Source organism: Xenorhabdus sp. NBAII XenSa04 (assembly GCF_963866145.1).
GTDB classification, from domain to species: domain Bacteria; phylum Pseudomonadota; class Gammaproteobacteria; order Enterobacterales; family Enterobacteriaceae; genus Xenorhabdus; species Xenorhabdus indica.
Window position 1 is genome coordinate 1 of record NZ_CAWMEB010000048.1, and the last position, 26,935, is coordinate 26,935.

28 protein-coding genes and 2 pseudogenes are annotated in these 26,935 nt (G+C 38.4%); 21 read left to right on the forward strand and 9 right to left on the reverse strand.

Translation table 11 applies throughout. The features are described 5' to 3' along the window. Window positions 1-225: 225 nt before the first annotated feature. The 12 genes and pseudogenes from AAC147_RS02265 to AAC147_RS02320 all read left to right on the forward strand — a co-directional run bounded on the left by AAC147_RS02265 (window position 226) and on the right by AAC147_RS02320 (window position 11,761). On the forward strand, window positions 226-336 hold the full coding sequence (locus AAC147_RS02265) for a phage integrase N-terminal domain-containing protein (protein ID WP_231571565.1): 111 nt from the start codon (window positions 226-228) through the stop codon (window positions 334-336). Between the two features lie 266 nt (window positions 337-602). Continuing rightward, a pseudogene (locus AAC147_RS02270) lies at window positions 603-692 on the forward strand (helix-turn-helix domain-containing protein); the annotation flags it as partial. A gap of 279 nt (window positions 693-971) precedes the next feature. Then, window positions 972-2,000, forward strand: coding sequence for a radical SAM protein (locus AAC147_RS02275; RefSeq protein WP_047685315.1), 1,029 nt, complete (start codon window positions 972-974; stop codon window positions 1,998-2,000). A 4-nt stretch (window positions 2,001-2,004) separates the two neighbouring features. Further along, a complete protein-coding gene (locus AAC147_RS02280; RefSeq protein ID WP_047685318.1) occupies window positions 2,005-3,348 on the forward strand; it encodes an ATP-grasp domain-containing protein in 1,344 nt (447 codons plus the stop codon). A 106-nt stretch (window positions 3,349-3,454) separates the two neighbouring features. Continuing rightward, window positions 3,455-4,564 carry a hypothetical protein gene (locus AAC147_RS02285; protein ID WP_156115422.1) on the forward strand — a complete coding sequence of 370 codons (1,110 nt, stop codon included), beginning with the start codon at window positions 3,455-3,457 and terminating at the stop codon, window positions 4,562-4,564. A gap of 34 nt (window positions 4,565-4,598) precedes the next feature. Next, on the forward strand, window positions 4,599-5,747 hold the full coding sequence (locus AAC147_RS02290; RefSeq protein WP_047685324.1) for a DegT/DnrJ/EryC1/StrS family aminotransferase: 1,149 nt from the start codon (window positions 4,599-4,601) through the stop codon (window positions 5,745-5,747). Beyond that, complete coding sequence (locus AAC147_RS02295) at window positions 5,744-6,595, forward strand: hypothetical protein (protein ID WP_047685327.1); 852 nt, start codon at window positions 5,744-5,746, stop codon at window positions 6,593-6,595. The genes AAC147_RS02290 and AAC147_RS02295 overlap by 4 nt, the downstream gene beginning before the upstream one ends. Continuing rightward, window positions 6,585-7,964, forward strand: a complete 1,380-nt coding sequence (locus tag AAC147_RS02300) for an AAA family ATPase (protein ID WP_047685330.1) — start codon at window positions 6,585-6,587, stop codon at window positions 7,962-7,964. Before AAC147_RS02295 ends, AAC147_RS02300 begins: the two co-directional genes overlap by 11 nt. 53 nt (window positions 7,965-8,017) lie before the next feature. Continuing rightward, complete coding sequence (locus AAC147_RS02305; protein ID WP_156115423.1) at window positions 8,018-8,839, forward strand: hypothetical protein; 822 nt, start codon at window positions 8,018-8,020, stop codon at window positions 8,837-8,839. Window position 8,840: 1 nt separating this feature from the next. Further along, the gene (locus AAC147_RS02310) at window positions 8,841-9,926 is read left to right on the forward strand and encodes a GNAT family N-acetyltransferase (protein ID WP_052189767.1); all 1,086 of its coding nucleotides are present in this window, start codon (window positions 8,841-8,843) and stop codon (window positions 9,924-9,926) included. A 9-nt stretch (window positions 9,927-9,935) separates the two neighbouring features. Then, entirely contained in the window at window positions 9,936-11,114 is a 1,179-nt protein-coding gene (locus AAC147_RS02315; protein ID WP_047685336.1) for a hypothetical protein, read from the forward strand. Window positions 11,115-11,233: 119 nt separating this feature from the next. Further along, on the forward strand, window positions 11,234-11,761 hold the full coding sequence (locus AAC147_RS02320) for a nucleoside 2-deoxyribosyltransferase (RefSeq protein ID WP_231571568.1): 528 nt from the start codon (window positions 11,234-11,236) through the stop codon (window positions 11,759-11,761). A gap of 150 nt (window positions 11,762-11,911) precedes the next feature. Here AAC147_RS02320 and AAC147_RS02325 read toward each other — a convergent pair whose 3' ends face one another. After that, window positions 11,912-12,277 carry a LecA/PA-IL family lectin gene (locus AAC147_RS02325; RefSeq protein WP_047685339.1) on the reverse strand — a complete coding sequence of 122 codons (366 nt, stop codon included), beginning with the start codon at window positions 12,275-12,277 and terminating at the stop codon, window positions 11,912-11,914. A gap of 870 nt (window positions 12,278-13,147) precedes the next feature. Here AAC147_RS02325 and AAC147_RS02330 point away from each other — a divergent pair. Then, complete coding sequence (locus AAC147_RS02330; protein WP_052189768.1) at window positions 13,148-13,831, forward strand: gp53-like domain-containing protein; 684 nt, start codon at window positions 13,148-13,150, stop codon at window positions 13,829-13,831. Between the two features lie 157 nt (window positions 13,832-13,988). Here AAC147_RS02330 and AAC147_RS02335 read toward each other — a convergent pair whose 3' ends face one another. Continuing rightward, window positions 13,989-14,726, reverse strand: coding sequence for a class I SAM-dependent DNA methyltransferase (locus AAC147_RS02335; protein WP_047685342.1), 738 nt, complete (start codon window positions 14,724-14,726; stop codon window positions 13,989-13,991). Between the two features lie 358 nt (window positions 14,727-15,084). Here AAC147_RS02335 and AAC147_RS02340 point away from each other — a divergent pair, with 358 nt between their 5' ends. Next, window positions 15,085-15,381 (forward strand): hypothetical protein, encoded by a 297-nt coding sequence (locus AAC147_RS02340; protein ID WP_047685345.1) that lies wholly within the window; start codon window positions 15,085-15,087, stop codon window positions 15,379-15,381. 152 nt (window positions 15,382-15,533) lie between these two features. On the opposite strand, the gene AAC147_RS02345 is transcribed toward AAC147_RS02340, so the two are convergent. Beyond that, window positions 15,534-16,244, reverse strand: a complete 711-nt coding sequence (locus AAC147_RS02345; protein ID WP_047685348.1) for a LexA family protein — start codon at window positions 16,242-16,244, stop codon at window positions 15,534-15,536. A 98-nt stretch (window positions 16,245-16,342) separates the two neighbouring features. Between AAC147_RS02345 and AAC147_RS02350 the strand changes: the two genes are divergently transcribed. The 5 genes and pseudogenes from AAC147_RS02350 to lldD all read left to right on the forward strand — a co-directional run bounded on the left by AAC147_RS02350 (window position 16,343) and on the right by lldD (window position 19,817). Further along, a complete protein-coding gene (locus AAC147_RS02350; protein ID WP_047685350.1) occupies window positions 16,343-16,528 on the forward strand; it encodes a Cro/CI family transcriptional regulator in 186 nt (61 codons plus the stop codon). A gap of 118 nt (window positions 16,529-16,646) precedes the next feature. Then, entirely contained in the window at window positions 16,647-17,087 is a 441-nt protein-coding gene (locus AAC147_RS02355) for a DUF2335 domain-containing protein (protein WP_047685353.1), read from the forward strand. Between the two features lie 190 nt (window positions 17,088-17,277). Continuing rightward, window positions 17,278-17,819: pseudogene (locus AAC147_RS02360) on the forward strand (NADAR family protein). A gap of 10 nt (window positions 17,820-17,829) precedes the next feature. Beyond that, entirely contained in the window at window positions 17,830-18,432 is a 603-nt protein-coding gene (locus AAC147_RS02365; RefSeq protein WP_052189770.1) for an RBBP9/YdeN family alpha/beta hydrolase, read from the forward strand. 248 nt (window positions 18,433-18,680) lie between these two features. Further along, on the forward strand, window positions 18,681-19,817 hold the full coding sequence (gene lldD, locus AAC147_RS02370; RefSeq protein WP_047685398.1) for an FMN-dependent L-lactate dehydrogenase LldD: 1,137 nt from the start codon (window positions 18,681-18,683) through the stop codon (window positions 19,815-19,817). A gap of 82 nt (window positions 19,818-19,899) precedes the next feature. On the opposite strand, the gene AAC147_RS02375 is transcribed toward lldD, so the two are convergent. Next, entirely contained in the window at window positions 19,900-20,196 is a 297-nt protein-coding gene (locus AAC147_RS02375) for a DUF1543 domain-containing protein (protein ID WP_197056420.1), read from the reverse strand. 65 nt (window positions 20,197-20,261) lie between these two features. Continuing rightward, complete coding sequence (locus AAC147_RS02380) at window positions 20,262-21,041, reverse strand: PhzF family phenazine biosynthesis protein (protein ID WP_047685360.1); 780 nt, start codon at window positions 21,039-21,041, stop codon at window positions 20,262-20,264. Window positions 21,042-21,207: 166 nt separating this feature from the next. Here AAC147_RS02380 and AAC147_RS02385 point away from each other — a divergent pair, with 166 nt between their 5' ends. Further along, the gene (locus AAC147_RS02385; protein ID WP_047685363.1) at window positions 21,208-21,711 is read left to right on the forward strand and encodes a hypothetical protein; all 504 of its coding nucleotides are present in this window, start codon (window positions 21,208-21,210) and stop codon (window positions 21,709-21,711) included. A 98-nt stretch (window positions 21,712-21,809) separates the two neighbouring features. Here AAC147_RS02385 and AAC147_RS02390 read toward each other — a convergent pair whose 3' ends face one another. Continuing rightward, window positions 21,810-22,745, reverse strand: a complete 936-nt coding sequence (locus AAC147_RS02390) for a Kdo(2)-lipid IV(A) acyltransferase (protein WP_047685366.1) — start codon at window positions 22,743-22,745, stop codon at window positions 21,810-21,812. 484 nt (window positions 22,746-23,229) lie between these two features. On the opposite strand from AAC147_RS02390, the gene trhO reads away from it, so the two are divergent. Then, complete coding sequence (gene trhO, locus AAC147_RS02395; protein ID WP_047685369.1) at window positions 23,230-24,288, forward strand: oxygen-dependent tRNA uridine(34) hydroxylase TrhO; 1,059 nt, start codon at window positions 23,230-23,232, stop codon at window positions 24,286-24,288. Between the two features lie 92 nt (window positions 24,289-24,380). On the opposite strand, the gene AAC147_RS02400 is transcribed toward trhO, so the two are convergent. The 3 genes from AAC147_RS02400 to pyrC all read right to left on the reverse strand — a co-directional run bounded on the left by AAC147_RS02400 (window position 24,381) and on the right by pyrC (window position 26,688). Beyond that, window positions 24,381-24,974: a response regulator transcription factor gene (locus tag AAC147_RS02400; RefSeq protein ID WP_047685372.1), complete on the reverse strand. Its 594-nt coding sequence runs from the start codon at window positions 24,972-24,974 to the stop codon at window positions 24,381-24,383. 215 nt (window positions 24,975-25,189) lie between these two features. Further along, window positions 25,190-25,444 (reverse strand): biofilm formation regulator BssS, encoded by a 255-nt coding sequence (bssS, locus tag AAC147_RS02405; RefSeq protein ID WP_047685375.1) that lies wholly within the window; start codon window positions 25,442-25,444, stop codon window positions 25,190-25,192. A 188-nt stretch (window positions 25,445-25,632) separates the two neighbouring features. Further along, window positions 25,633-26,688 carry a dihydroorotase gene (gene pyrC, locus AAC147_RS02410; protein WP_047685378.1) on the reverse strand — a complete coding sequence of 352 codons (1,056 nt, stop codon included), beginning with the start codon at window positions 26,686-26,688 and terminating at the stop codon, window positions 25,633-25,635. Window positions 26,689-26,935 lie beyond the last annotated feature (247 nt).

The following is a 26,935-nucleotide window of genomic DNA, read 5'->3' on the forward strand; positions in this document are numbered from 1 at the left end:
AGGAGAACTTGACGATATCGAGGCTGGCTTTTAGCCGGTGGGGATGACCTGTTCATACAGGCGGCAGTACCGCGTACTCAACCGATACCCCGCAATACCTCAACTTGCGTTCACTCTGGCGCACAGATATCGATCAAGGGCAAGGCAGACATTTTTTGTTTTGTCTGAACTGTCGCGCGCCAGAGATTGCATGTTGTCAGGTATTAAATAGAGAAAGCCAATGAGTTGATTGAAGAATTAAAGTTTTCTGCCCGGCAGATTGGCGGTAGCCATAAAACCTACCATGACCGTATTCGGAATATTGGCCGTTATGTCGACTGGGTTTATAATCGTTAAACTTAGTCGTCCAGTTATTCATTCATATAAAACAATAAGTTAAATTTCACTCTCGCCATTAGCAAAATCTAGTGGTCAGGGTTTAGCAGCCTTGAATTAACGTCCACATTGGTAGGAAATTTCTACCAGTGTGCTTGCTATCACCCTTTCAATAGTGGTTCAGGCAGGGAGGGGAGGCTTTGGCCTCGTCGGTTGGACGTTACCGGTACTGTGAACTCTGTCTGGATTACCACCATCAATATTAGTTAATGGAAGGGATAGCAGGAATGAATAACAACGTTAAAAATGACTGGCATCAAGTCGACATTATTGCTGCATTGCGTAAACATGGTACAACCTTAAATGAGAATGGGCTTTGATTATTTGATATAAATGATTGTTTCCCCAATGATTTAATAAACACTATTAAAAAACCACCATCAAATAAATAATATAAATAAATATTTCATCAGTTTTCAATAAAAATTGATATTTGCTAATATTAATATCATAAGCATTTGTTTTTGATATTGATTATATAAGAAAATTCTGTAGAGTCTCAAACCTGTAAAAAACAACAACCAATTATATTTATTTTTCATATTATTAATAGTGATTATTATCACTTTTGAATTTATAAACAAGTGGAAAATCATATGGAAGAGCTAATTGCCATAGCTAAATACCCTATTGGCCTGGATCCGGAAAAGCTTTTTGCCATGCCTAAACTTAACTATGCATTTATACGCATAAATAATATTTGCAATGCGCGTTGCGAATTTTGCGATGTATGGCAAACCGCTCAGATTGATGCACACAAACAAATAGACATGATTAGACTCTGGCAAGAGTTAGAGGCTCTCTCTCCACAGGAAGTAAATATTCATGGAGGAGAAGCTTTCTTATCAAAAGATTTTCTGGCTATTTTGGATTGTAATAAAAATACACCGATCTCTATTACAACCAATGGAACTGCTTTATCAAAAAAGATTTTCAATCGTGTACAAAACAAGAGCCATCTTGTCAGAAAATTTTATATCTCAATTGACCATGTAGAACCTGAAAAAAATGGCGAGTCACGAGGCATTCGTTGGTTAACAAACAATCTTTATGATGCCATGGAATATATTAAGCAGGAAATACCAGGTTCTATTATTATCGTCAATCATGTCGTTACTTCATTAAATTACGATACTATCGATAAGTTTCTGCTTAAAATGGCCGAACTGAGCGTTGATGGTGTTAATCTTATTCCGATTAAAGATTATCCTTTACTGTTTTTAAATAGTGCTCAAATTAAGTTATTTATGCAGAAAATAAATACTCTATTGGAAAGCAAACAGATTTCACGCCATTTATTTATGGATGCCAATTATGAAATTTTCGGCCGCAATGAGGAGGATTATTGCCGCGCTGAAATGGGACATTATAATGCGTCTGGCAAAAAAGCATGTGCCATTCCATTGACAACACTATTTATCGATGCTGTAACAGGAAATGTCTATCCTTGCGATACCACGATGTATCGACCAAACCCTGAGCAATATATTATGGGGAATGTTTTGGAAAGTTCATTACACGATATTTGGCATGGTGATAAATTCTCACTCTTCCGTAAAAAAATGTATCCCGTAATCACTTGTAACTGTATTAAAGGCTGTGATCCTGCCAATAGATTAAGGTAAAACTATGTCTCTAGAAATACATATCAATAATCAGGCTAGTTTTCATCGCGGGAAGCCGACTATTTTCTGTATGCCAGATATCAAAGATAGTGAGCGCTTTGTTCAACTCTGCTATCAATATAATTTAAATCTTATTCTATTGATCAAGAAAAAGTGGCTGGATTCAACGGATTTCTCTTTAGCATTGGCATATTTGGTGGTTGATGATCCGTTAGCTAACCACGCCTGTAAAAAAATAACAACAGCACTGAAACAGGTCAAAGGCACACTATCAATTATCAGAGCACCAATTCACATCAATTACTTTATCGCTTTTTCTGAGCTTCATGTTGAATTAATGGCCTCCATCGCAACCCATATTAACCAAGATAACCACATCATTGATGTCGCCCAATCATTTAGAGATAAATGGATAATGCGGAAGACTGCCAATGAACATGGGCTGTTTTGTCCCAAATTCACTCTGGCATCAGAGATGCTAAGCTCACCTGAGCATTTCGAGCGCTTTACTGAATCCGTTGAGAATTCTGCCAAACACAAAGGCAACCAGGTTGGTTTTATTATAAAGCCCCGTTCATTTTGGGGATCAATGGGGGTGACCGAGCATTCAGACCGCACTTCTTTATTTTATGCATTACAGGGACTTGATACACCTGAAGAGTATCTAGTGGAAGAAAAAATCCAGGGCAGGTTACTGCATGTTGATACAGCAGTATTCCAGCATAAGATTATCTATCAAAGCATTGGAGTTTATGCCTGTTCATTACTCCCTTCCGATCAAACCAAACCTAGCCATTTTATGTGGCATACCATGCTGCCAGGCTCCCCAGATAGCCATAGGCTGTTTGAATTTAATCGACGGGTATTGCAGGCATTCAATCTCGAATACGGTTTCACTCATACTGAAATTTTCATCGAAGAAAATACCGATAATCTCATACTTTGTGAAACCGCATCACGCCCACCAGGGCTCAGGCTATTCGAGCTTCATGCGAAGGCCTATGGTAAGCATGCTTTTGATGTCTTTATTAATGCATTAATTTCCCCTGCTTCGGCTTGCAAAGAGCCCTCTTTTTCCATGAAGAACGATGAGCTTAATTGCATTGGTATGATCATTTTTAACCCACCGATTGGAGAAGTAAAATCCATAACGCCTATAGAAGAAATTATTGATGAGCATGTGATTGAATGGGAGCAAAATGCCAAGATTGGCAGTTATTTTTCCAGCACCCATTACACTGAAAAAATGGGATATGTGATTTGCTCTGCCAAAAATGAACATGAATGCATGAAATATTTAAACAATTATAATAATAAATTCAATTATACAACCATAAAACAAGATTAATACAATGATAAGATATCTGTTTCTTTTTTCTTTATTTATTAATGGCGTTGGCTCAAGTGTTCTTGCCGTCGGATATCCCTATATATTATTATCTGAGAATACGCCAATGACATACTATTATGCCAATATGGGAGTCATATTTTTATTTACATCCATTGGCGCTTTGTTATGGGGATATAAAATTGACTATTCATCAGACATCTGGAAATTTCGTATTGTTATATTATTGATTGAAATTTTTAGTACATTGTTATTATTAATATTATTACTAAGCGGAATAGCATTCTCCCCTGTTATGTTGCTTTTATTTATTTCATTACTGGAGTTTCTTTTTGCCTATGAAATTCCATGGTCACGTGTTGCCTGGCATGAACTTAATGACTGGATAGAGCAACAGGGTGGTAAACATTTGAATGTCTCGCTCTATATTGTTATTGCAACATCGCTTATTTCAGCTCTTGGCCCTGGATTTGGCGCTCTACTGGGAATTACTCAAGGAATAGATACGATTGTGACTATCAAATTATTCTCTCTGTTACCTTATTTTTATATCTGCTATCTTATGATAAAAATGCAAATAAAACGGACAGCAGAGCATAAATCTCAGTTATCCATTGGGTTACGTTCTGTATTTCAACAGAGCTATTATAAGACATTTGCTATTACTGTTGTTTTTACAATTCTTGCCAATGCGTTTTTGATGGTGGCACTTCCTGTTGTTGTGATGGAAAGTCTGGCAAATGAAAGTTATGGATTGGTCACCCTGTTCTATTTACTCAGTGCCCTGATCCCCATTTTCTGTACAACATTACTCAATAAAACCAGCGTTGATAACCGTATCCAACGTTACCCCATTTTAATATTTATTGGTATGTTTATATTTGGTATTCTGTTTTTTCAGCTAAACATGTTTTATGCAAAATCCTTTTTCTATTTACTCTATAATATTGCAATAATTTATTTCAATGTCTTAATTACCAAGACCATTTATCAAAAGGGATTAGAAATGCAACAAGGTCGTCTGTTTTCTTTATATCAGATCACAATGAATTTTTCATTCCCAATCGCTGCAATCATCGTATCCATTGCTCCTGACTCCACACAATCTTTTTTACCTGTGGTCGGTTTCTCTATACTTTTACTGGTTGCAATAGCTGTTTATTTAATAATTCAAATGAATAAAGTATCTGCTCCGGTTCATCATTGGCACAGGTGATATTAATAAAAATATTGATTATTAGGATTATAATATGTCATATCTTAGACCTTACCTCGGTAATACCAAGATTGCTGATAATATACAATTCCGCTTACAAACTGTTCTTGATAATAAAGCGGTGTTTAGATATGCGACAGAGAGCCAATATTGCCGTCAGGCAGAAAGGTTGTTACAAAATATTCTGCATACCCAATTTGCCATTCTACTGACAAATGGTACTGTCGCGCTCAAAGCTGCTTTGCTTGGACTCAGGCCCAAAATAGGGCAATGGGTTCTTATTCCTTCCATCTCATTTATCGCTACTGCCAATGCCGCGCTCAGTTGTGGATTAATCCCTGTTCTCGTTGATGTTGATGACAATGGCATGATGTGTCCAGAGGCATTAAACAAGACGTTAAATCAAATGGATACCAAACCTCTGGCAGTCATTGCCGTTCACCTGGAAGGTACTGCTGCTTCAATTGCTGAAATCGCCCAAATTTGCCAACAACATAATGTGTATCTGATTGAAGACTGTGCACAAGCTATGGGGGTGAAATATCAAAATCAGCCTGTGGGCACATTTGGCGAATATGGCGCTTTCAGTTTTCAGGCCAATAAATTAATCAGTAGCGGTGAAGGGGGTTTACTCATTGCCAAAAATAATTCTTTGTTCATCAATGCCTGCATGATGACTGACCACGGTGCTGAGCGTACAGCAGAGGGTTACCCAGATTGGAGTCATAGTATTGGTTTTGGTGACAATAATAAATTCAATGAAATACAAGCTGCATTGCTGATTAACCAACTGGAAAATATCGAACTGTTCCGCGCCTTATTAATAGAGCGTTATCAAGAAATCCTGAAACATTTACCCGCAGATTGGATCACCCCACGCCCGAAGGGGACGATGCCCGTTTCTGTCTGGTTAAAACGCAGCAAATTGCCCAAAGATCGCTTCAATTCAACACTGTTATATGATTGGCAAGCCTGGGATCTGGCTAACCACCCGATTATCAAAAATCAGCTTTCTCCCTACTCTGACCGTTTCCCTTGGTCTCTGCAAGAAAGTCCACTCTCTGTATCCGCATTAGAGAAACACAAAGTCATCGTCAGTGACCGTATTTGCCTGCCTGTACCTATTGATGATGCGATTTACGGAAATGTCTTACAGTGGGCTATGGAAGGAAACGTGTCATGATGTTAGACAATAACTTTTTCACTCAGATCAACGGAAATAACCAGCCTGTCCAATATGTATTGGGAGGCTCTTGCATCTGTTACGCAAAAGGTGTGCCTGCCCGGCTTTCACTACAAGATTTGATCGATTCTGTGCTGCCAACAATTATCGCTTCACAGCACAATGCTTCTGTTTATCTCTATTTTCAATCTCATGAAGCAATCATGATGGCCGACTTGTTACATTTTGATCCGCAACAAGCTAACCACAAAACAATGAGAGAGTGGTTAGAAGCCGGCATTGTTTATACTTTGGAGCAGCTTGGCATCCCTTTACCCCCAATCTATTGGGTGGATACCTGCGAAGATAAGATCCGACAGCATATTGATCTGTTGGTTCCCGATATCAAAACGGTGTTACCAACTTCAATGCTATATGGTCTCTACGCCAAAAAACCGGATGCTACTTATCCGCAGGGAACAGATGAAGAACAGATGATGTTGGATGTGTATTACCGCAACATTACCCTCTATACACCCGAATTCCTCAGTACAGTGCTTGAAATTCCTCCAGAACAAGCACTGTTTGTGGAAAATACCACGCAACAAAAAGCAATCCAGATTTACTATCATGCGACTGGGCAGAATTGCAATATATTGCTTTATACCCCGGCACCAAATACACAAGGAAAGGAAATGTGTTTGGGTAATAGCAATCATAAAATCGAGTTACGCCTCACCGCAAAACAGATTATGCATCGTGCCGCTAAAATTGGTCATGACGATTACTATCAAACCGTCTTTAACCTGCATTCTATTGTAGATATCATGCGAGGCTGGCAATTAAAGGTATTAGGCAATGAAGCATAAAACTGTTGTTGTCATTAGGGGAACACCGGCAAGTGGTAAATCCACAGCGTGCAACTGTCTGAAAGATGCCATGCTGGCGCAGGGGCTAACCGTCTCCTATTTACCCTGGGATACTTTTCATCATTTTGTTGAACCAAGAACATACCTTACGCAAAAAATCATCATGGAAGATACTTTGCGGTTGTTAAAGGTTGCTGATGATTGTCTTGATGCAGGTAGTGACTTGATCATTCTGGATGGCGTATTTATTTATCCTGAAGAAATTGATGCTATCCATTCCCTATTGGCGCGAAAAGGTGTTCGAATTCTGTATTATCGGCTCGTTGCGCAGGAACCAACGCTGATTACCCGTAATCAGGAGCGAGCGATAGAAGATCGTTTACCCGATTCCCGTATCAGAGAAGTCGCCCAGGATCGTTTATGGGATAACAATATCCCGCATGAAACGTTGCTTGATAGCGCGAAATATTCTCCAGACAGTATTGTGGCTCTGATAAGCCAAGCAATTATGCAACAATCTGCACCAATTGCCCTTTTTACCAATCCAACCACATCTCATTTATGGCGTTTAGGTACAGCATTGCGTTACCCTGAATTCAGACGTTTTGAACATGTTGATCTGGTTTGGCAAGAAGGCCAGCAACAGTGGCAAAGCAATACTTTTTTCGATTTCACTTTTACGCCTCAAGAAGAAAAAGAATTGCTCTCTTTTTTAAAGCAGCAACCTGTTTTATTTAAGTATTTGAACGAAAAATCCCGCGTTTATTCCTACCTGTGTGATTTAGCGCAACGACACGGTTTACGATGTTATGCAGAAAGCAAATGGTCAGCTCCCATTGTCAACATACCTCCTAAGACAAGGGTGGCTAATTTTTTGATCCAGCACTCAACACGATTAAAACGCAGCCTTAAGAAGGCACACTCTTACTATACCACCACACGTTACAGTACTTCGGCTCAAACTGAACAATTGTGGCAAGATGCGCTGTATGTAGATGCGAAAGGCTGGAAAATCATTCAACAGAGTGATATGCGCAGCCTGAATCGTGAAGACCTCCAATATCTTCCTGGACTGTTATCCAAAAGTAACCAATATCATCTGGCAGTCACTTATGACGATAACGGTACGCCTGGAGCTTGGTCTTTGATGATAAACAACGGTGCAGGTCAATGGTATGCCGCTAAATGGGGTTGTAGTTATCAGGGTAGAGAAAAATTGATGGGAATCCATTGCCTGATTAGTCATCTGGAAACGCTCTATTGCCCTTATACTGGCCTTCAACTTGATCTATGGGGCAGAGAAAATGAATTCTATGACCAGTTAGCCAATGAATATATTGTGCGTCTTCATCTCAGGACAACGCCATGATATCTCACCACAATCGACTATCTTTGCAAGGTATACAATCTCAGCAAGATATCATGTCTTTGGACAATATCATGAGCTATGGCTGTTCAGTACGAGGCTTTTTCCGCGCAGATCTACAAGCCGTGGCGGCTCAAGGTTATTGCCTGATGCCAGAGTGGATATGTCAAAGCATGGTTGAATCCGTTTACGCAGCCAATTGGCAGCCACTCTTCTATCCTGTTTTACCGCCAAAGCAAGCCAGCATGATTTTGCAAGCGGATTTCCAGGCTGTGATGGAAATGCTAAGCCCTCTTCCACAACCCTGTGCCATGCTTCTCGCCCATCCTTTAGGTTATATCGATCCAGGATGTATGGAATTTTTGCGAAGGATTCAAAACAACCACAATATCCATGTATTTCTCGATCTTTCTCAGGGATATGGAAGAAAGGATTGTTTACAGGAGCTCCTGCATGTTCATGCCGCTTATTATTCTTTTAACGGCAATAAACTTATCCGTACCGGTGGAGCATTACGCCTTCGCCTAACAAACAAAGAGCATATTCCCTCTTCTGTCAGAAATATTTTTACTACCTTTTATACCGCAGCCGAAGAAAAATTCGTGGCATTGAGAGAGCATCTACAATCTCACTTTATTGAAGATGAGGTTCACAATGTCTCACTGTATGCTTCTTACCAATCAAGCCCCTATCGTACGGTATTAAATTGGGAGAAATGTTCTCCCTCCCTGCAAACATTACTTAAACATCAGGGACTAGTTCAGCCGTTACTTGCTAATCCTCGACAAGAAAAAGGGCATTGCAGCTTAAATTACCATCAATGGTGTGAGAAAGTTATGTTGATGTTTAGTTTACCGAGAGTTGAATGGAGTCAGTAAAATGTTAGAACTCAAACAAGTTACGCCTCAATCTCCCTTGTGGAATTCATTTCTTCATCTTTATGGCGAATATTTTCAACGCCATTGGCCAGAAGTCTTTGGGGATCAGTCAGAAGAGGCTATTGCAAAGGAAAACCATACTATCCTTGAACAACGCATCCTACAAGGTGACAGAGGGCTGTTTTTGTTGCTAAAGGCCGGGCAATTGGCGGGATTAGCCAATGTGTATCTTGAACGGGAAGAAAAAGTGACCCTGAATATTGCTGAATTTTATATCAGGGATGAATACCAACGCCAGAAACTGGGTTATGGATTATGGCATGCCATGTTGCAATGGGGACGTCGCCACGGTGCTACACATGTCCATCTGGAGACAGATGCAGGCAAAAATGCCAACTTTTTTTGGCAATCTCATGGGCTTGCAAGCCATCAAGTAGATGGACGCATACACTACAATGGCCCTATAACCCCCCTAAAGATACTATGGATCAGACATGGGCAAATTATCCCGCTTGATCATTTAGATTACTGCCCTGAAGATAATTTGATCGCCCTTGATGCCACGTCAATCAAACAGGCTGAAGACATTGGCAGACGAATATTGGGGAAACTTCCTTGGCAAAATATTTATACCTCACCTCAACGTCGGGCACTTGAAACAGCCAAAGCACTCAGCTCAGCATATCAATCTTGTTCAATACAAGAAACTGATGCACTTTGTGAATTTTTTCCAGAAGAGCTTATTGGCATGAAACTGGCTGATATTCCGCATCGCTATGGTGAAGATTATGCTTATCGGTTACTGCATACCCCCCTCGATTCACCTTTCAAAGATTCAGAACAGGTAATGGACGCGGCTGATAGAATTTATCGTTTTATTACGCAAATTGGCGATGAACTCTCAATGTCTTCTATGCGGATTATTATCTCCCATCAAAATTTGCACAATATTTTCTTAGCCCATTTAATGACAAATGATCTCAATCTTTCTGGACGATTGCATCTTAATAATCTCCATGGCAGTACTTTTTTATATTGTCCTTATACAAAACAATTTGATATAGAAAATGTAAATATTCCTTTGTGAGATAGCAATATGTTTAAAAAAACTCCATATATTATTTTTGACGCAGAGCCATTCTGTTTTGGCCCAATCTCCACCACATTAAATGTGGTGGAGAAATTAAAGCGTCGAAATAAATTAATACCGGACATCCAATTTATTTTATTAGGCACACTTACCTCTTCTCAATTAGGTGAAAAGTCTGGTCTTTTTGATGCAATTTATGAATGTGATACCACTTCGGTTACAGCGCTTTCAAGCTATTCTGAACTTATTTCAGGTGCAAGTTTGTATATCATTAACACCAACATTAACTCGATTGATTTTATCTCAAAGTTTAATATACCAATTATCTATATCGACACACTATTTTGGATGTGGAATAATCTTCATGTCGATCTGCACAAAACTGAAAAAACATTTATTCAGGATTTTCATGGAATAGAACACAACATTGAACGATTTCATGATAAGCTGGGTAATTATCAAGTTATTCCACCCATTCTTCACAGTTCTCTGCAACAATGCATGGTGGATGACCATCCTCCAGAAGGTATATTAATTACTCTTGGTGGCATTGATACAGTCTATGCCGATACAACAAACTTTTATTATCATTTTCTCGAAGAGTTATTATCTATTCCCTGTATGCAAAATGAAACTAATATTACTATTGCAGGCGGGGGGAAGACTATCACAAATCTGGCAGAAATGTTTGCCAAAACGCATCCCCATATTCATATTGGCTGTTTTGCCAGGCATGATTTTTTGCAAAAATTACACCGTGCTCGTAAGATATTAGCCAATCCGGGTTTAACAACATTTTATGAATGTATCTCTCTCAATAAAGATGTTTTTTTCTTACCGCCACAAAACTATAGTCAACAATTACAATTAGATGTGTATCTGCAAAACTATTATAGTGATGAGTACGGTTTCTTATGGCAACCGGAATATGGTTACCCTGATATTCCCCCATACCTACCAGAGAAAGATGGATTAGCATTAATTAAAAAATGTAATAACTTATTTATCAATAACCCTACAGAAAGAAAACGTGCCATGAATAAGATAAATCAATTTCTTGAAAAAGAGAAAAGCAACACTCATTCTTATCATAATATTTTCCAAAACGATTCAGATGATATCATTGCCGATTATATTGAAAATAGGATGCCCAGTGGAAATCGGCAATGTAAAACTATAATTTAAAGATAATACAGCAATGAAAAATATAATTCATTCAAAACATAATTATTTGATATCTTTATAAATAATTTATTATCATCTATGCATAAATATGAAAGCTTATTTCGGTAAGAGGCGACCCTATGTCTATGATATTTTCTGATGTTAAAGTATTTGTTGGTGGTCCTATTCAACACGCATTGAAATTAAGGGTGTTAGACAATAATTTACAAGTTCACATTAAATCTGCTATTCACCATCTGGAATCACTAGGTGCAGAAGTTTTTTCAGCTCATCGTACAGAGCAATTTGGCGGAACAACACACTTATTTACTCCAGAGGAAGTTTCTCAGCGGGATCGCCAATGGATGGAACAATGCGACATTTTTGTTGCCATTTTACCTGTCTGCTCACAACAGAAACAACTAATAAGAACGGATGGTACTCATATTGAGTTGGGTTGGGCTTCCGCCTTAAAACGTCCTATCGTATTAGTTACCGAAAAACCCTTTGATAACTCTGCCAGCCATCTACTAAAAGGTCTGTCTGCTATTGCTCAAGTTTATCATGTCCCTCTGAATGATTTTGAACATGAGCCGGCTGTATTAAGCCATACCATTCGGTCTATAGTAGAAAAGAAAGTTACCCCAAAAACCTCAGCCGTCGCATGAAATTAGGAGATAGTAGGGAGGTGGGCTCTGATGGATTGGTTAAAGCAATAAAAAAGATTATTTTTGTTGATGTTGTATTAATATATTGTTATTGATGGATGGCTTATATAATAAACCCGCAGAAAGCTGCGGGTTAGGTATTGAGATTATTTATTTCCTTTCTTCGAGAGGAGAATAACGTGACTCTATTTTAACGTTGACATAAAAGTCACCGGAATTATCTTCATAATGGGGATCAAAAAATAAAAGAATTAATTCACCATCTGTGGGAACTGTCCTGTGGAGTACACCATTGCCAATTTCATAGGTCTTATCGCCAATTTTTGCAATTAAAGCACCACCTGGACGATTAGGAGGACTTCCTTGAGGTGCAGACCACGGATTCGGACGGTTGTCATTGGCAAATTTCACCCATCCTGAAGCAATGATAGATATTACATCTCCTTTTTGGAGCACAAGCCCTGTCGGTTGACCTTGCGCCAGTTTGCCGGGAACAGTTCCAGACCAATCGTACATAGTATTACCTCCAATTATGTTTTTATAACTTTATGAAGGCGGTGGGAGACTTCTCCGCCTGTGAACATCAATAAGCTGGTTCATCAATACTGGAGAGTGTTTCTTGGGTTAGGGTGACACAAAATGGATGATCGGACATCAACAAAATCCATTCCCATTGGTGATAAAATTTGGTAAAGACGCTTCCTTTTCGTCTTTTAACTTATTGATTTATTTTATTAAATTGTCCATTTTTACTCACTAAATTTTTATGTGTATACCAATCTAACTTCAAGATGCGTATGATTTCTCCCCGCGAAGCGGGGAGAAATCAAGTTTCATATAGTGTTGTAGATTGCAACTTGAAGTTTAATGCGTATATAGCTTTATTTTTATAATTAATATTTTATTTTAAAATCAATATAATAATTGCATAGTTCGATTCTCAGTTGCAAGTCCAGTTTATGAGTAATTATTTTTGATGATTCAATGAATATATTGATGGATAATCGGAAATAAGGCACTGCTATAATCCCAACAATAATGAAATAAACTCAATGTCCTCTTATTTTATTCAATTATCAGGCTTAAATAAAAAATATCAATTAAAGATGAAAAACTCATCTTTATCACACCAGCTTTATCAGTCATCATATAAATTCTATTGATTCCCTATTTATGATTTTATGCCATCCTGTCGTCAAAACATGCAACTCACAAAATATTAATCAATGGAATTTAGTCAAGCAGTACTTTCCAGTATTAATGAATCGGTTTTATTGATATTCACAGGCGGAGAAGTCTCCCACCGTCTTATATTGCCAAAGGTATTGCAATAAACTTCTTTGGCTTAATCAGTAGTCTACGTTGTTAATACATGAGGAAATAAATATGAGTACTCCAGATAAAAACCCTGAAATCAAAACATTAGAAAATAATTTCGTAATTGTGCCGACTCGCGAATATGTGCAAAACGCAATCGAAGAACACGCCCGGAGCCGTAATCATCCTTACGCAACATTGACAGACAGAGGGTTTGTTATTCTAAGTAATGAGGTCGATAGTGATAGTGAAATGACTGCGGCAACATCAAAGGCAGTGAAAGCGGCATATGATTTAGCCAATACCGCCAATCAAAATGCTCTCAAAAATAATTCCAATCTCTGTTTGGAAAAAAAGCGGAATGGGGCAGATATTCCTGATAAAGCAGAATTTGTGAGGAATCTTGGTTTATCAGAATTGGTTTATAGAACTGTAGGAAATAATCCAAACCAGATACCGGATATGAACAGTTTTGAATCAAAACTTGATGAATCTGGCTATCAGAAGCTCCCTGGTGGACTAATTATTCAATGGGGAGTGGTAAGCGGTGGAATAAATTCAACGGACCTGCGAAGATTTCCAATTCCATTTAAAAACAAGTGCTTTGTTGTAACCGGTAGTTATGTTAAAGATGCGTGGGGTCAAGGTATCTCTGTTGAAATTAGATCAAAAGAAGAGTTTTTAATTGTTGTCCACGACTCGGCTGGACACTGGTCATATGCACCAGCACAATATATAGCTATCGGATATTAATCCGGATTCATAGTCAATAATGGTTTGAAATTGATCAGAAAGATTAGATTACCAATGTTTTGCCAAAGCACCAGCAGGGAAATAGTGGACTGCAGGAGAGAGTAGGTGTCTATAATAGATTTAAAGGTAACCCCCCGGATCACGGGGGATTATCTTATTAAAACTGACAGACAAGAGCTGTATCAAGGCAATTTCGTTGATAATCATCCCAAAAACCTGGGGGATAATTATCAATATCGCTTTTTGACAACATGGGTTTTTGCCATATAAATTGTTTGAACCCTGCCTTTTGGATCGCGGTTTGATATTGTTCACGACTCCAACGATATGCCGTACAAGGGCTAGGTGGTGTGGTAAGAAATTCACATCTCAGTAGAGTTGTATCTTTCACGGGCTCTTCACTCAGAATTTTTATACAATAATTTTCATAATTCCCTTTTTCTAATCGATAATCGGGTTCAACGGTATAAGCAATCAATTTACCGGAAGGCTTGAGATGAGTGGCAACAACACGGAACATCGTTTCAAGGTCTTCAATAGATTCTGCATGGCAAAATAACCAGGCTGCATTAACTATGTCAAATTTACCAAATGATTCCATCTTGCAGACATCTCTTACATGAAATTCGATATTGTCACCGTATTGTTGTGATTTGCTTTTCGCAATTGCTATCATGTTATCTGATATATCGACCCCAATGACTTTTGAAGCACCACGATTCTTGTATTCTCGACTAAAGAGACCATATCCACAGGCTAAATCTAACACTGATTTCCCTTGTATATCTCCTGCCAGATTAAAAATGGTTCTGATTTTTACTTTGATATGGGCAGCAGTATTTGAAAAACTCTCGTAAAGATGGGCAATAGGGTCATATAAAATGTCATCTTTCATGTTTTTTATCCTTAGCTAAAAGCAAAAGTATTTATTTGTCAGAGAGATATATTATTTAGTATGGATTTAATAATCATTGAAAGTATTTTTACTATTATACATTAATACATCAGTGATGAGTTAGATATGATTTTTTATGATTGTTTACACCTGTGAGAAAAGGGGCATCCATCACGTTACTATATTCACTCTTAGTTTTTCTACGTTTTTTGAGAAGCCAGCTATATTTATTAATGTCCTATCTCAAGTATATGTTCACTTTATGTTTTGATTGAGCTCTATTCAAGCTCAATATAGCAAATAGAACAATCTGAAGAGACAGGGGGTAAGTTTGATTAATTTAAAATAAGGTAGTAATATGAAATATCGTCATTTATTTTTTTTTATAGTGTTGCTATTTCCATCTTTACCAGTTATGGCTAATGAAAAATATTGGTATTATGGGTGTCCTAAGTATTCAGAAAAAGGAATAGAAGAGATAATGCAAAAAATAGAAAATACCCCTTTTAAAATAATTAGTGAATTGCAAGGGTATAGCAAGGGTGAAGCTGAAATGTATATAAAAAAAACAAAATGTGATTTGCGGAATTTGGATGAGTACGCCCAGGAATTAAAAAAACGAATAAAAGAGGGTAAAAAATCTATAGATCGTTGAAAGACATTTTTGACAGCGTGTTTTACAGTTTTGTGTCATTGCCATTGTATTAAATGTGACCGTTTAGGCGGTCACTTAAAGAATTATAAATTATCCAGCCAGCCCCTAAGAAATATCATAAAAGGTGTAGCGATTCGCTGGCTGGTGGTTTTTTATGGCAACCGAGCTACTTTGGCCTCTACAACGACACCCAGAATATGAATTTTATCACTGAGCGGTATCATATTATATTGGGGATTCAGAGGCTTAAGATAAGCATCATACCCTTCCGTAATCAATTGCTTGAAAGTCAGTTCCTTTTCTCCTTCAAGCTTTGCAACAACCAAATTATTGGTGATGGGTTTTATCTCCGGATCAACCAAAATAATCATTCCTTGCGGTATGCTCAAGCCATTTGGTGAATTCATTGAATCATCTTTGACTTCCAGCCAAAAAGCACGGTATGAACATTCAACAGAAGTGTCGTATTGTTTAATATTATTTCTATGGTATAGCGATATAGGTTCTTCACACCAATTTCCAGCATTAGCCCAGTTGAGTAACGGGTATTGCCTGTAACAGGTTACATTGTCAACCAAAGTCATATTATCGCCATAGACTGCGGTCAGCAGTTTCCTTGCTTGTTTGTCTAGTGATGGACTGAAATCATTAATTGTAACCCCTAATCTGTTGGCAAAATCGGCAGCTATCTCCAAATTAAGGGCATTTGTGCCATTAAGATAGTGTGAAATAGCTCCCTGGCTTTTGCCAAGCTCGTCCGCGAATTTTTCCTGAGAGATGCCTAATTGCTTTTTCTTTGACTCATATATGTCTTTTAAACGCTTGGCATCTGCGAGTTGTTCTGTTGTAAGTTTCTTTTTCATGCACGCATTTTAATACCAATGCTATTGAAATGATAAATACTAAAAGTATTGAAATATTTAATACTTTGGATATTATTTGAGAAATACAGGAGGAAAATATGGAAAAAATACCATTATCAGAATATGTGAAACAGAATGGACAAGCCAAAACAGCAAGTTTGGTTGGTGTTCATCAAACGGCTATCAGTAAGGCATTACGGGCTGGTCGTAAAATATTTTTGATTCGTCAGGAGGATGGTAGTTATAAAGCGGAAGAGTGTCGGCCATTTCCCAGTCAGAAATAGATTGTATAGCGAAGAAAAAGAACATTAGGGGAATTGGGCAGTATTAATTACTGATTAACTTTAATTATTTCATTGATTTTATTCTTATACATTTTGTGTATATTATCTCGGAGAAAATATGGAGTATCACTTTCGTCATTATATTAGTGCAATGGGGAGTATTTTAGATATTATGCCCGCAAATGATTACCAAAGAGTTTTGGACAATGAACAAGATGTAAAAAATCAAATTGGTTCTGATTGTTTGGGGCCTCTTCCTCCTCCTGATGTTTTGAAGGACTATGAGTCGATTCTTTCTGGTAGTACAGAGAGAATATTATCGTTCAGAGAAAAAGAGCAAAAATTTCAGTATGATAATCAAAAACTGGCACTGGATGGCATGATAAAAAAGGAGAGAAGAGGGCAATGGATGGGTTTTTCTATTGCAATGTTTATTTTGATTATCGCTACGTTTTTTGCACTCAGAGGTGAAATGGTGTTTGCAGGAACACTAATTACAATTGATTTAATTGGGTTAGCAGCAGTATTTGTTATAGGGAGAAAGTTAGGTGCTAAGTGATTTGTCATGTCAGTAATGAATAGAGTATTTAAAAATGAGTTTCTTACTTAGTGTTTTTATGACTTGTTATTTTTAGTATTATTGTCCTATATTAAGATATTGCGTAATTTATATCGATAAATATAAAAAGTTTTTGTATTATATTTATTGGCTATAAATGTAATTTATTGATGGGCTGTGGATAACTAATATGGATATAAAAACTTTATGTAAGCTTTATCAGTCAGAAAAAAATATTAAATATCTTTTTTTCTGGGGGCATAAAACTAAAAATTCTGGTTTTGTCACAAAATCTTGCTTAAGTCAGTGGTATCCCGCGCAATTTATTGTAGATGGTGTCAAATATATCAGTGCAGAACACTATATGATGGCTGGAAAAGCACGCTTATTTAATGATTTTGATGCATTGGAAAAGATTATTAATGCGAAAACTCCTGGAGCCGCGAAAGCTTATGGCGTCAAATACGAGGGTTTAAGCAATCTATTTGGGAGGAACATCGGTTACAAATTGTGGTTGAAGGAAATTTGGCAAAATTTTCTCAAAACCCATCAATGGAAAATTTTTTATTGCAGACAGGCGATAAAGTATTGGTAGAAGCCAGCCCTGTTGATCAGATTTGGGGTATTGGAATGGCAGAGGACAATTCTAATATTTATAATCCATTAACATGGAATGGTTTGAATTTATTAGGTTTTTCTCTGATGACTGTGCGTGAAAGATTAAAAAAATAGGATAAGATAAATGACACAGATAACAGTAAGGGGTCCTGTTCGGTTTTTGGGTAAGAAAGTTATCATTGTTCATGGTTATACCGCTTCACCTTCATCACACTGGTTTCCCTGGTTAAATGAAGTGCTGACTAAACAAGGTGCAGAAGTGATTTTGCCAGAAATGCCCGATTCGTTATCACCTAAACCTGAAGCGTGGGCCGAAAAATTGACTGAGGTAATCCCCAAAGCAGACGGTAACACAATTTTTATTGGCCACAGTCTTGGTTGTGTGACTTTACTTCGGTACTTAGAGGCAATATGCTCCACAACCGATCAAATTGGTGGGTATATTTTGGTTTCAGGATTTGATTCCATGCAGTGTACCTTGCCAGAGTTAGTAAGTTTCACTTTCCAACCATTGAATTATGCCCTCTTGCGCGAAGTGACAAAACACCGTATTTCCATCATCTCTTCCAATGATGAAATTGTTTCTCCTCAATCATCCTACGCCCTTGCCAATTCGTTACAAACTGAAATCATTAATATTGAAAATGCAGGCCATTTTCTTGATAGAGACGGTTTTACCCGTTTGCTTCCTGTTTATGATGTACTGAAAACTATCGTATCAGGATAAATACTAAGAACTCAATCTTGGTCATGTTTTTAGCATAGTGGGCGATATTCGCTCACTATATCTCTCTTTAGCTCATTATCCCTTTACTGTCTCACCTGAATTATCAGCAAATAAAACAAATGTTTTGTGAAACAAGTTTATGTATTTTTAAGCTTCTTATTGCGTTGTTTGATGTATTAGTCATGGGCAATATGATTAACCAGAACAATACTATTGCCGTCCACTCCATTTTGGGTAGAGGTACAGACATGATTATTTCCGCTTCAACTGATTATCGGGCTGCTGCACAGGCTAAATTACCCTCTTTCCTGTTCCACTATATTGACGGGGGAGCTTATGCGGAGCATACCCTTAAACGCAATACCGAAGATTTATCTCACATTGAACTGCGTCAGCGTGTACTAAAAGACATGTCTGAATTGAATCTGGAAACCTGTTTATTTGGGGAAAAAATGACAATGCCAGTGGCATTAGCTCCTGTTGGATTAAGTGGGATGTACGCTCGTCGGGGGGAAGTACAGGCTGCACGGGCTGCTGCTAAAAAGGGTATTCCATTTACATTATCGACGGTGTCAATATGTCCGATTGAAGAAGTTGCTTCTGCAATTGAACGTCCAATATGGTTTCAGCTTTATGTACTGAAAGATCGTGGTTTTATGCGTAATGTCCTGGAAAGAGCAGAGGCGGCCGGCGTTAAAAATCTGGTATTTACTGTTGATATGCCTGTACCTGGTGCTCGTTATCGTGATGCACATTCAGGTATGAGTGGCCCGAATGCTTCTTTACGGCGTTTTTTGCAGGCGATAACGCATCCACAGTGGGCATGGAGTGTTGGCTTGATGGGTAAGCCCCATGATCTCGGTAACATATCTAAATATCGTGGTGTACCCACCAAATTGGGGGATTATATTGGTTGGTTGGGAAGCAATTTTGATCCATCCATATCGTGGAAAGATTTAGAGTGGATCCGCGATTGCTGGAAAGGGCCAATGATTATTAAAGGTATCCTCGATCCTGACGATGCTAAGGATGCTGTCCGTTTTGGTGCGGATGGTATTGTGGTTTCTAATCACGGAGGGCGCCAGTTGGATGGTGTTCTTTCAACCGCCAGAGCTTTACCAGCTATTGCCGATGCTGTCAAAAATGACCTCACTATTCTGACTGACTCCGGTATTCGTACCGGGTTGGATGTAGTACGAATGATCGCATTGGGGGCTGATAGCGTTTTATTGGGGCGTGCTTTTGCTTATGCATTGGCAGCAGCCGGAGAAGCAGGAGTTTCTAATTTATTGGATCTGATTGAAAAAGAAATACGGGTTGCAATGACATTGACGGGAGCAAAGTCCATTGCAGAAATTAATTCAGATTTGTTGGTCGATAATTGAACGTAAAATTAGCGACTTCAGGCAGTTGTATGTTCTGATTGATAGTCAGCAGAAACTGAATTGTTTTGCTGACTATTTTTCATCAGATTCCGATAGGGCGGTATCCTTGCCATTCTGGTTTATCTGGCTGACCGTGAGGGTTTTCAGTCAGATGAACATGGTAGCCGCTGATTTGTCCCAAAAGCAGGCAGTCATAACCGTCGGCCCATGTGACAGGCATATAACCATCCAGATGAAGTTTATCTTTATCACCAAACCAGACATCACGTAATACAGGGTATGCTTCTTCAATCTTATTCACTGCAACAAACTGGACATCATGAACTTCGATATTGGATTTTCCAGCGTTTCCACCGAGATAAAACATATATAGTTGCATCATATCTTTCCTTAGTACTTGAATACTTTTGAGCTACGACTTTTCAAAGCAAGAAATTTATTGATTTAATACATTATTTTCCCATAAGAAAATAATTTTGCTTTTCCTGTCAGATAAACACGTTTTCCTTGTATTTCGCACAATATATCGCCACCCCTTTCTGATAACTGACGGGCACGAAGTACCGACTTATTGAGCCTTGTTCCCCAGAAAGGTGCCAGAACACAATGAGCTGAACCTGTGACAGGGTCTTCATTAATGCCTTTTGCTGGAGCAAAATAGCGCGAAACAAAGTCGGTAGATGAATCGCCAGAAGCAGTAATGGCAAGCCCCGGCAGCGGAAGGGCGGCTATTTTATCAAAGTGTGGTTGGGCATGAAGAACTTTATCGGCAGAATCCAGTACACAGATATAACGATCATGGGAAGCCAATACCTCGTTGATCTCTTGCCCTACAGCCTCTTGCATGATGGGAAGAAGTGTTTTCTCTTCTTGGTAACCAGCGGCAGGAAAGTCTAATGTAAAAACGCCATCCTGATGGGTGACATGAAGTTCTCCAGAACGGGTTTTGAATGTAATTGGATTATTTTGATAAGAATGTTGTTCAACGAGCACAAAAGCTGTCGCCAGTGTTGCATGCCCACATAAATTGACTTCCACTCTGGGAGTAAACCAGCGTAGGTGATCACCAACTAAAAAAGCAGTTTCTGAGAGATTGATCTCAGCAGCAATGGCAGTCAATGTTTCATCTGATAACCATTCGTCCAGTAAGACAACAGCAGCGGGATTACCAGAGAAGTTTTTTTCTGTAAAAGCATCGACATGATAAATAGGGTATGAACGCATCAGAAAATCACCTTGTTTTAAAAAAATGTGACCTAGCATGTTGAAATTGCTATTGTTTGTAAAGGGGTATTTGTTTTGACTTTGGAACTACCCATTACTGGTAGTTGATCTAAGGTGGTAATGATTATTAAATAATAATACTTGCAATAGTTACACTAGGGGATTTATGAAAATAAAAGGGATCCACAGCCTGTTTTTTATTACGGTAATTGGCTGTTCTCAGGCATCAGCGTACGATTTCAGCTACAAAAGTGATATACCCGCTGATAACAAACCTTCAGGAGAATATCTGAAAAAAAGGGAAGAACTGGGCACCAATTATTGGAACATTAATAAGTTAGCACAAGACAATGCCTTGGCTGAGAAACGAGAAGAAGAGCTGAAGGAATACACCAAAAGACACGATTCAAAAACGTATACTGGGCTTCCTTCCGACTGGGATTATACCAAAGAAAGGTATCTTATGAACGGATTGCCCCCCCAATACAAAGTGTCTGTCGGATCCCAAAAACTGGGATTTTCTTACCAAATAAAGGAAAGGCATTTTTTCAATGAAATGACCCACCGTTCAGTCCGACGCAAATGTTATCGTGAAACCAGACAGAAATTGGAGAAAGAACGAGGTAATCTCTATTCCGAGATGGAGATCTCCGATGCTTGTGGGAGATAGTGATGGTTATTTTATGATTTAATCGATAACTTTCATTTGCCAGAACTCAGGCAGCCACGTAAAAAATGGCTGCCTTAGAGTTTTCTAATGATGACTGACTAATGGACATTATCACTATATAAAGACGGCATGTCTTTAGGACGTGTTTTAAAACGGCGGTGCAACCACATGTATTGCTCCGGAGCTTGCATAATTTCCCGCTCGATCACTTTATTCATAAAGGTTGCTGCTTCGACTTCATCTTTTTCAGGAAAATTTTCTACAGCAGGTTGAATAATCAGCTCATAACCTTTTCCATCAGGTAATCTGCGTGGTGTGAAAGGTAATAAAGCGGGATTGGATAATCTAACCAGAATTGAAGTTCCGGTTGTTGTTGCGGCATGTTCAACAGCAAATAACGGGGCGAATACACTTTTACGTGGACCATAATCATGATCTGGTGCGTACCAAACGATTTCACCATTTTTCAGGCAACGGATCATGCCCTTGACATCTTTTCTGTCCAACATGTATTTGTTGGAACGTAAACGCCCCCAGGTTTGTAACCAATCGATAACCGGATTATCGTTCGGGCGATAAACCCCGATGCCGGGATTGAGCATACCAAAAATACGGGCTCCCAGCTCCAGTGTCAGAAAATGGATCCCAATTACGATGATCCCCTGACCTGTGGCTTGCACTTTTTGGATGTTCTCTCGTCCTGTAATTTTGAACCAGCGTTTAATTCTCCAGTCAGGCCAGAACCAAGCCATACCGGTTTCAAATAACCCCATACCAACAGATTCAAAGTTTTTGACCAGCCATTTATTCCGTTCCTCCGGTGGCATATTAGGGAAACAGAGAGCCAGATTGCGTTCAGCGATTTTGGCCCGTTTTTTTAAAAAACGTTGTGATAACCGACCAAGCCGGGTTCCTAGCCAGTAAATTACAGGGTAAGGAAGTAAGACCAGCAGATAGAGTATGCCGATACCTAGCCACGTCAGCCAGTACCGGGGATGTAAAAGTGAACAACGAAAAGAGGGTGCTTGTATCATGTGTTTTCAGTGTATTAAAGATAATAATCTAACTATAAAAAAACTATTTTATAAGGTCTTAAGAGTAATACAGGGGGTATTGTGACACTTTTTAGTAGAATATCGAAATACCGGGGCACTAAATGACTAATCAACTCAACTAATAACAACGAGAAGCTTCCCCCATGCCCTGGCTGTGCTGTGTTAGGGTACGATTATGATATTCCTCAGTATCATATTCAAATAATTGTTTTATTCCGGTAGAAATTGCTCAAAGTAATACTGTGGTAAGTAAGCTAGTTCGGGGGATTAAGCTGATTCAGGACAGGGATTGATAGATCTGGGTCACAGAAAAAAGTAATATTGCAGGGAATAAAAAACCTCAAGTGTAGCGTGTGGGGTTTCTGGTTAAAATTGTCGATAATGATCTAGTGTAGACACTCTGTGAACACAGACAGACATAAATGTATAAATATCAACAAACTACAAGGGTATTTTGAACACCATGCCAGTGTTACATAACCGTATTTCTAATAAAGAGCTGAAAGAGCGCATGCTGGCTGAAGTAGAGCCACGTACAACTATTTCTTTTTATAAGTATTTTACTATTTCTGAACCACAGGTCTTTCGCGATAGCTTGTATCAAAAATTTACTGAATTATCAGTCTTTGGGCGAGTTTATATTGCCAAAGAGGGTATCAATGCGCAAATCAGCATACCTTCCAAAAATGTTGATGCTCTGAAAACATTATTGGATGCAACTGATCCTGCTTTGTATAACCTGCGACTCAATATTGCGCTGGAAGATGATGGCAAGTCATTTTGGGTATTACGTATGAAAGTACGTGAACGCATTGTTGCCGACGGTATTGACGATGAAACTTTTAATCCGTCAAAAACGGGTGAATACCTGAAAGCCGCTCAGGTCAACCAAATGCTGGATGATCCTAATACTGTGTTTGTCGATATGCGTAACCACTATGAATATGAAGTTGGGCATTTTGAAAACGCAATTGAGATCCCATCAGATACATTTCGTGAACAATTGCCGATGGCAGTAGAAATGTTGAAAGATGATAAAGATAAAAATATCGTTATGTATTGTACTGGCGGCATCCGTTGTGAAAAAGCGAGTGCCTACATGCTCCACAATGGTTTTAACAACGTTTACCATGTAGAAGGTGGCGTTATTGAGTATGCCCGCAAAGCGAAAGAGCAAGGCTTACCTGTTCGCTTTATTGGCAAAAATTTTGTTTTTGATGAGCGTATGGGAGAGCGTATTTCTGAAGACGTTATCGCCCATTGTCATCAGTGTGGTGCAATTTGTGATAGCCACACTAACTGTAAAAATGATGGATGCCATTTGCTATTCATTCAATGTCCATCCTGTGCAGAACAGTTTGAGGGATGTTGTAGCGATGTTTGTCGGGAAGAAATGTCACTTCCTGAAGATGAGCAACGTGCTCGCAGGGCAGGAAGAGAAAATGGGGCTAAGATTTTTAATAAATCTCGTTATCGGTTGAATGATGGTCTAAATATTACCTCATTGCAATCCAATAAGTAGTAAATTTATCTTAAGTATCTTCTCTCAAGCAGATACAAAGATTGGCGTAATAATACTTAAATTATTACGCCAATTTAGTTATTTTTGTAGTGTTAGCAGATATATTTAAAAATATTATAAACGAAAAGTAGCTCTATTTTGTTGGTTACTCCTATTTTTTCTATGATATGCCGTTTATGTGAATAAACGGTACTGCTACTTATATTTAGTAATTTGGCAATTTTATAGGTATCTATTTCCAGCATCCAATAATAGATGATCCTGTTCTCTTGTTGACTAAAAATAGAACTTTTTATATTGAAATTGGCAAAATAACGTTGAATATCATGTGATGCCAACTCTTTTAGCCGTGCTAACAACAAGCACAGGTTCCTTTTTGGTAAGATAAAATCTTTATTAGTCAATTGGATATGATTTTCTATCCATGGGTATGGTTTATCAAGATAGATATATATACGGGTAGCACGAACTAATGAAATCAATAACTTCATTTGTTCACAATATGAACTATGATGACCATAATGTGTCAGGTTCATCAGAACAATATCAGGCGAAAATATCGACAGAATATTTATCGCTTCCTGAATTGAATGAGCTTCTGTTGAAAGGATATCTGTATTTTCTTTTAGAGATTCAATGATCCCAAGACGTGTATAATGACACTCATCAATGATTAATAATTTCATTAATTTGAACATCCTTGTTCTATAGCGGTTATCATTAAATGAATTATGCTGCTTGATATTTTAAAATCAAGCGAACGAACATAGCTGTATGATACAGTATTGTACAGAATAATAAACTATATGAATGATTTTATCGGCTGAAATTTGTTTTGATACTCATGTTGGACACTCAGTGTATTGAGTGTCCAGTTGTGTTTGAAACTTCAAGTTTGTTGTTAATGTTTCGTATAGTCAAGTTGAGTGTATTCCGATGATTCAATCTTCTCGATTCCAGCCTGCAAGATTAGGATCAGTTGTTTTGCAACCCCTGTTGTCAACCACAATGTTTTGTCAATACTCACATTATCTGTGGCTTGATCTTGGGAGGATAAGTAATGAAGACGAATCATCATGGCGTCGTAGGCATCCACGATACTGATGTCCCAACCTACAACTGGATGGGTTTGGATTATTTCATTTTTTTGTCCCATATAACCTCCTAATCAGACTACAGCATCTTGATTGATATAATTGACTAAGAGCAATGAAGCTCATCTAAGGATGAGCAGTTGCAGTATAAACCTTTTTATCAATCTAATACTACAACCAGTTGTAGAAACCAGATATTGGTCATTTTATCTGATAATAAGAAACTAAAACTTTTGTGATTTAAACTTGCTTAAGAATGAACTACTGTTACTTCCCATCCTGCATCTTCTCCAGCCAGGAATGGAATCAGTTTTTCACCAGCCTGTTCGATATATTCGGTAACTGGTGTAGGCTTGCGTATAAGCTCAATAACTCCTTCATTAACGGGTAAATCATAAAATTTCGGGCCATTTAGAGAGCAGAATGCTTCAAAGTGATGCATTGCATCCATTTCTTCAAAAACAGTGGCGTAGGCAGCCAAGGCAGTAGGCGCATTGAAGACACCCGCACAACCACAGGAAGATTCTTTACGATGCAACAAATGAGGAGCGGAGTCTGTTCCCAAGAAGAAACGGTCACAACCACTGGCGATGGCTGAACGTAACGCTTCTTGATGAATATTACGTTTTAATACAGGCAGGCAATAGAGATGAGGGCGGATACCCCCGACCAACATATGATTACGGTTAAACATCAAGTGTTGTGGTGTTAGTGTCGCTCCTAATTTATCGTTGCCTTCAAGAACGTACTCGGCAGCTTCTTTAGTCGTAATATGCTCAAAAACAACTTTCAGATCAGGAAACTGTTTACGTAAGGGTTCCATCACTTGTTCGATGAAGCGGGCTTCCCTATCAAAAATATCAATATGAGCTGCGGTAACTTCACCATGAATTAATAGAGGTATGCCCAACTTTTCCATCATTTCCAATAAAGGATAGATCTTTTGTACGTCAGAAACACCATGGCTGGAATTAGTTGTTGCATTTGCGGGGTAGAGTTTACAGGCTGTGAAAATGCCTTCTTTATAACCGATTTCGATTTGTGAGCTATCTGTTGAATCCGTAAGATAGCATGTCATCAGTGGTTCGAATGAATGCCCTGACGGAATGGCTGCCATGATCCTCTCTTTATAGGCTCTGGCGCTGGCAATATCTATTACAGGAGGAACAAGGTTGGGCATGACAATAGCTCGGCCAAAAAAGCGGCTGGTATGGGGGACAATGATTTTCAATATATCACCATCGCGAAAATGAACATGCCAGTCGTCAGGGCGGCGGATTTTAATAGTAGAAGATTCAGTAGTCATGGAACCGGCTCCAGAATATAGATGAAAAATGACGGATGCTGATTCAGCATTCCTTAAGCCGGAGGAAGATGATAAAGAGAAAATAGTTAAATAGCTATTATTAAATGATAAAACTCTACATTTTTGCAGAATTAAGTCTTTAATTTTATATAAGTTAGGGTATTCAGAGGAAATTAATCGTATCAAAAAAGGAAAAATAGAAGTAACAAAACGAGGGTGAATTGAAGTTGGCTCCTCCAACTGGACT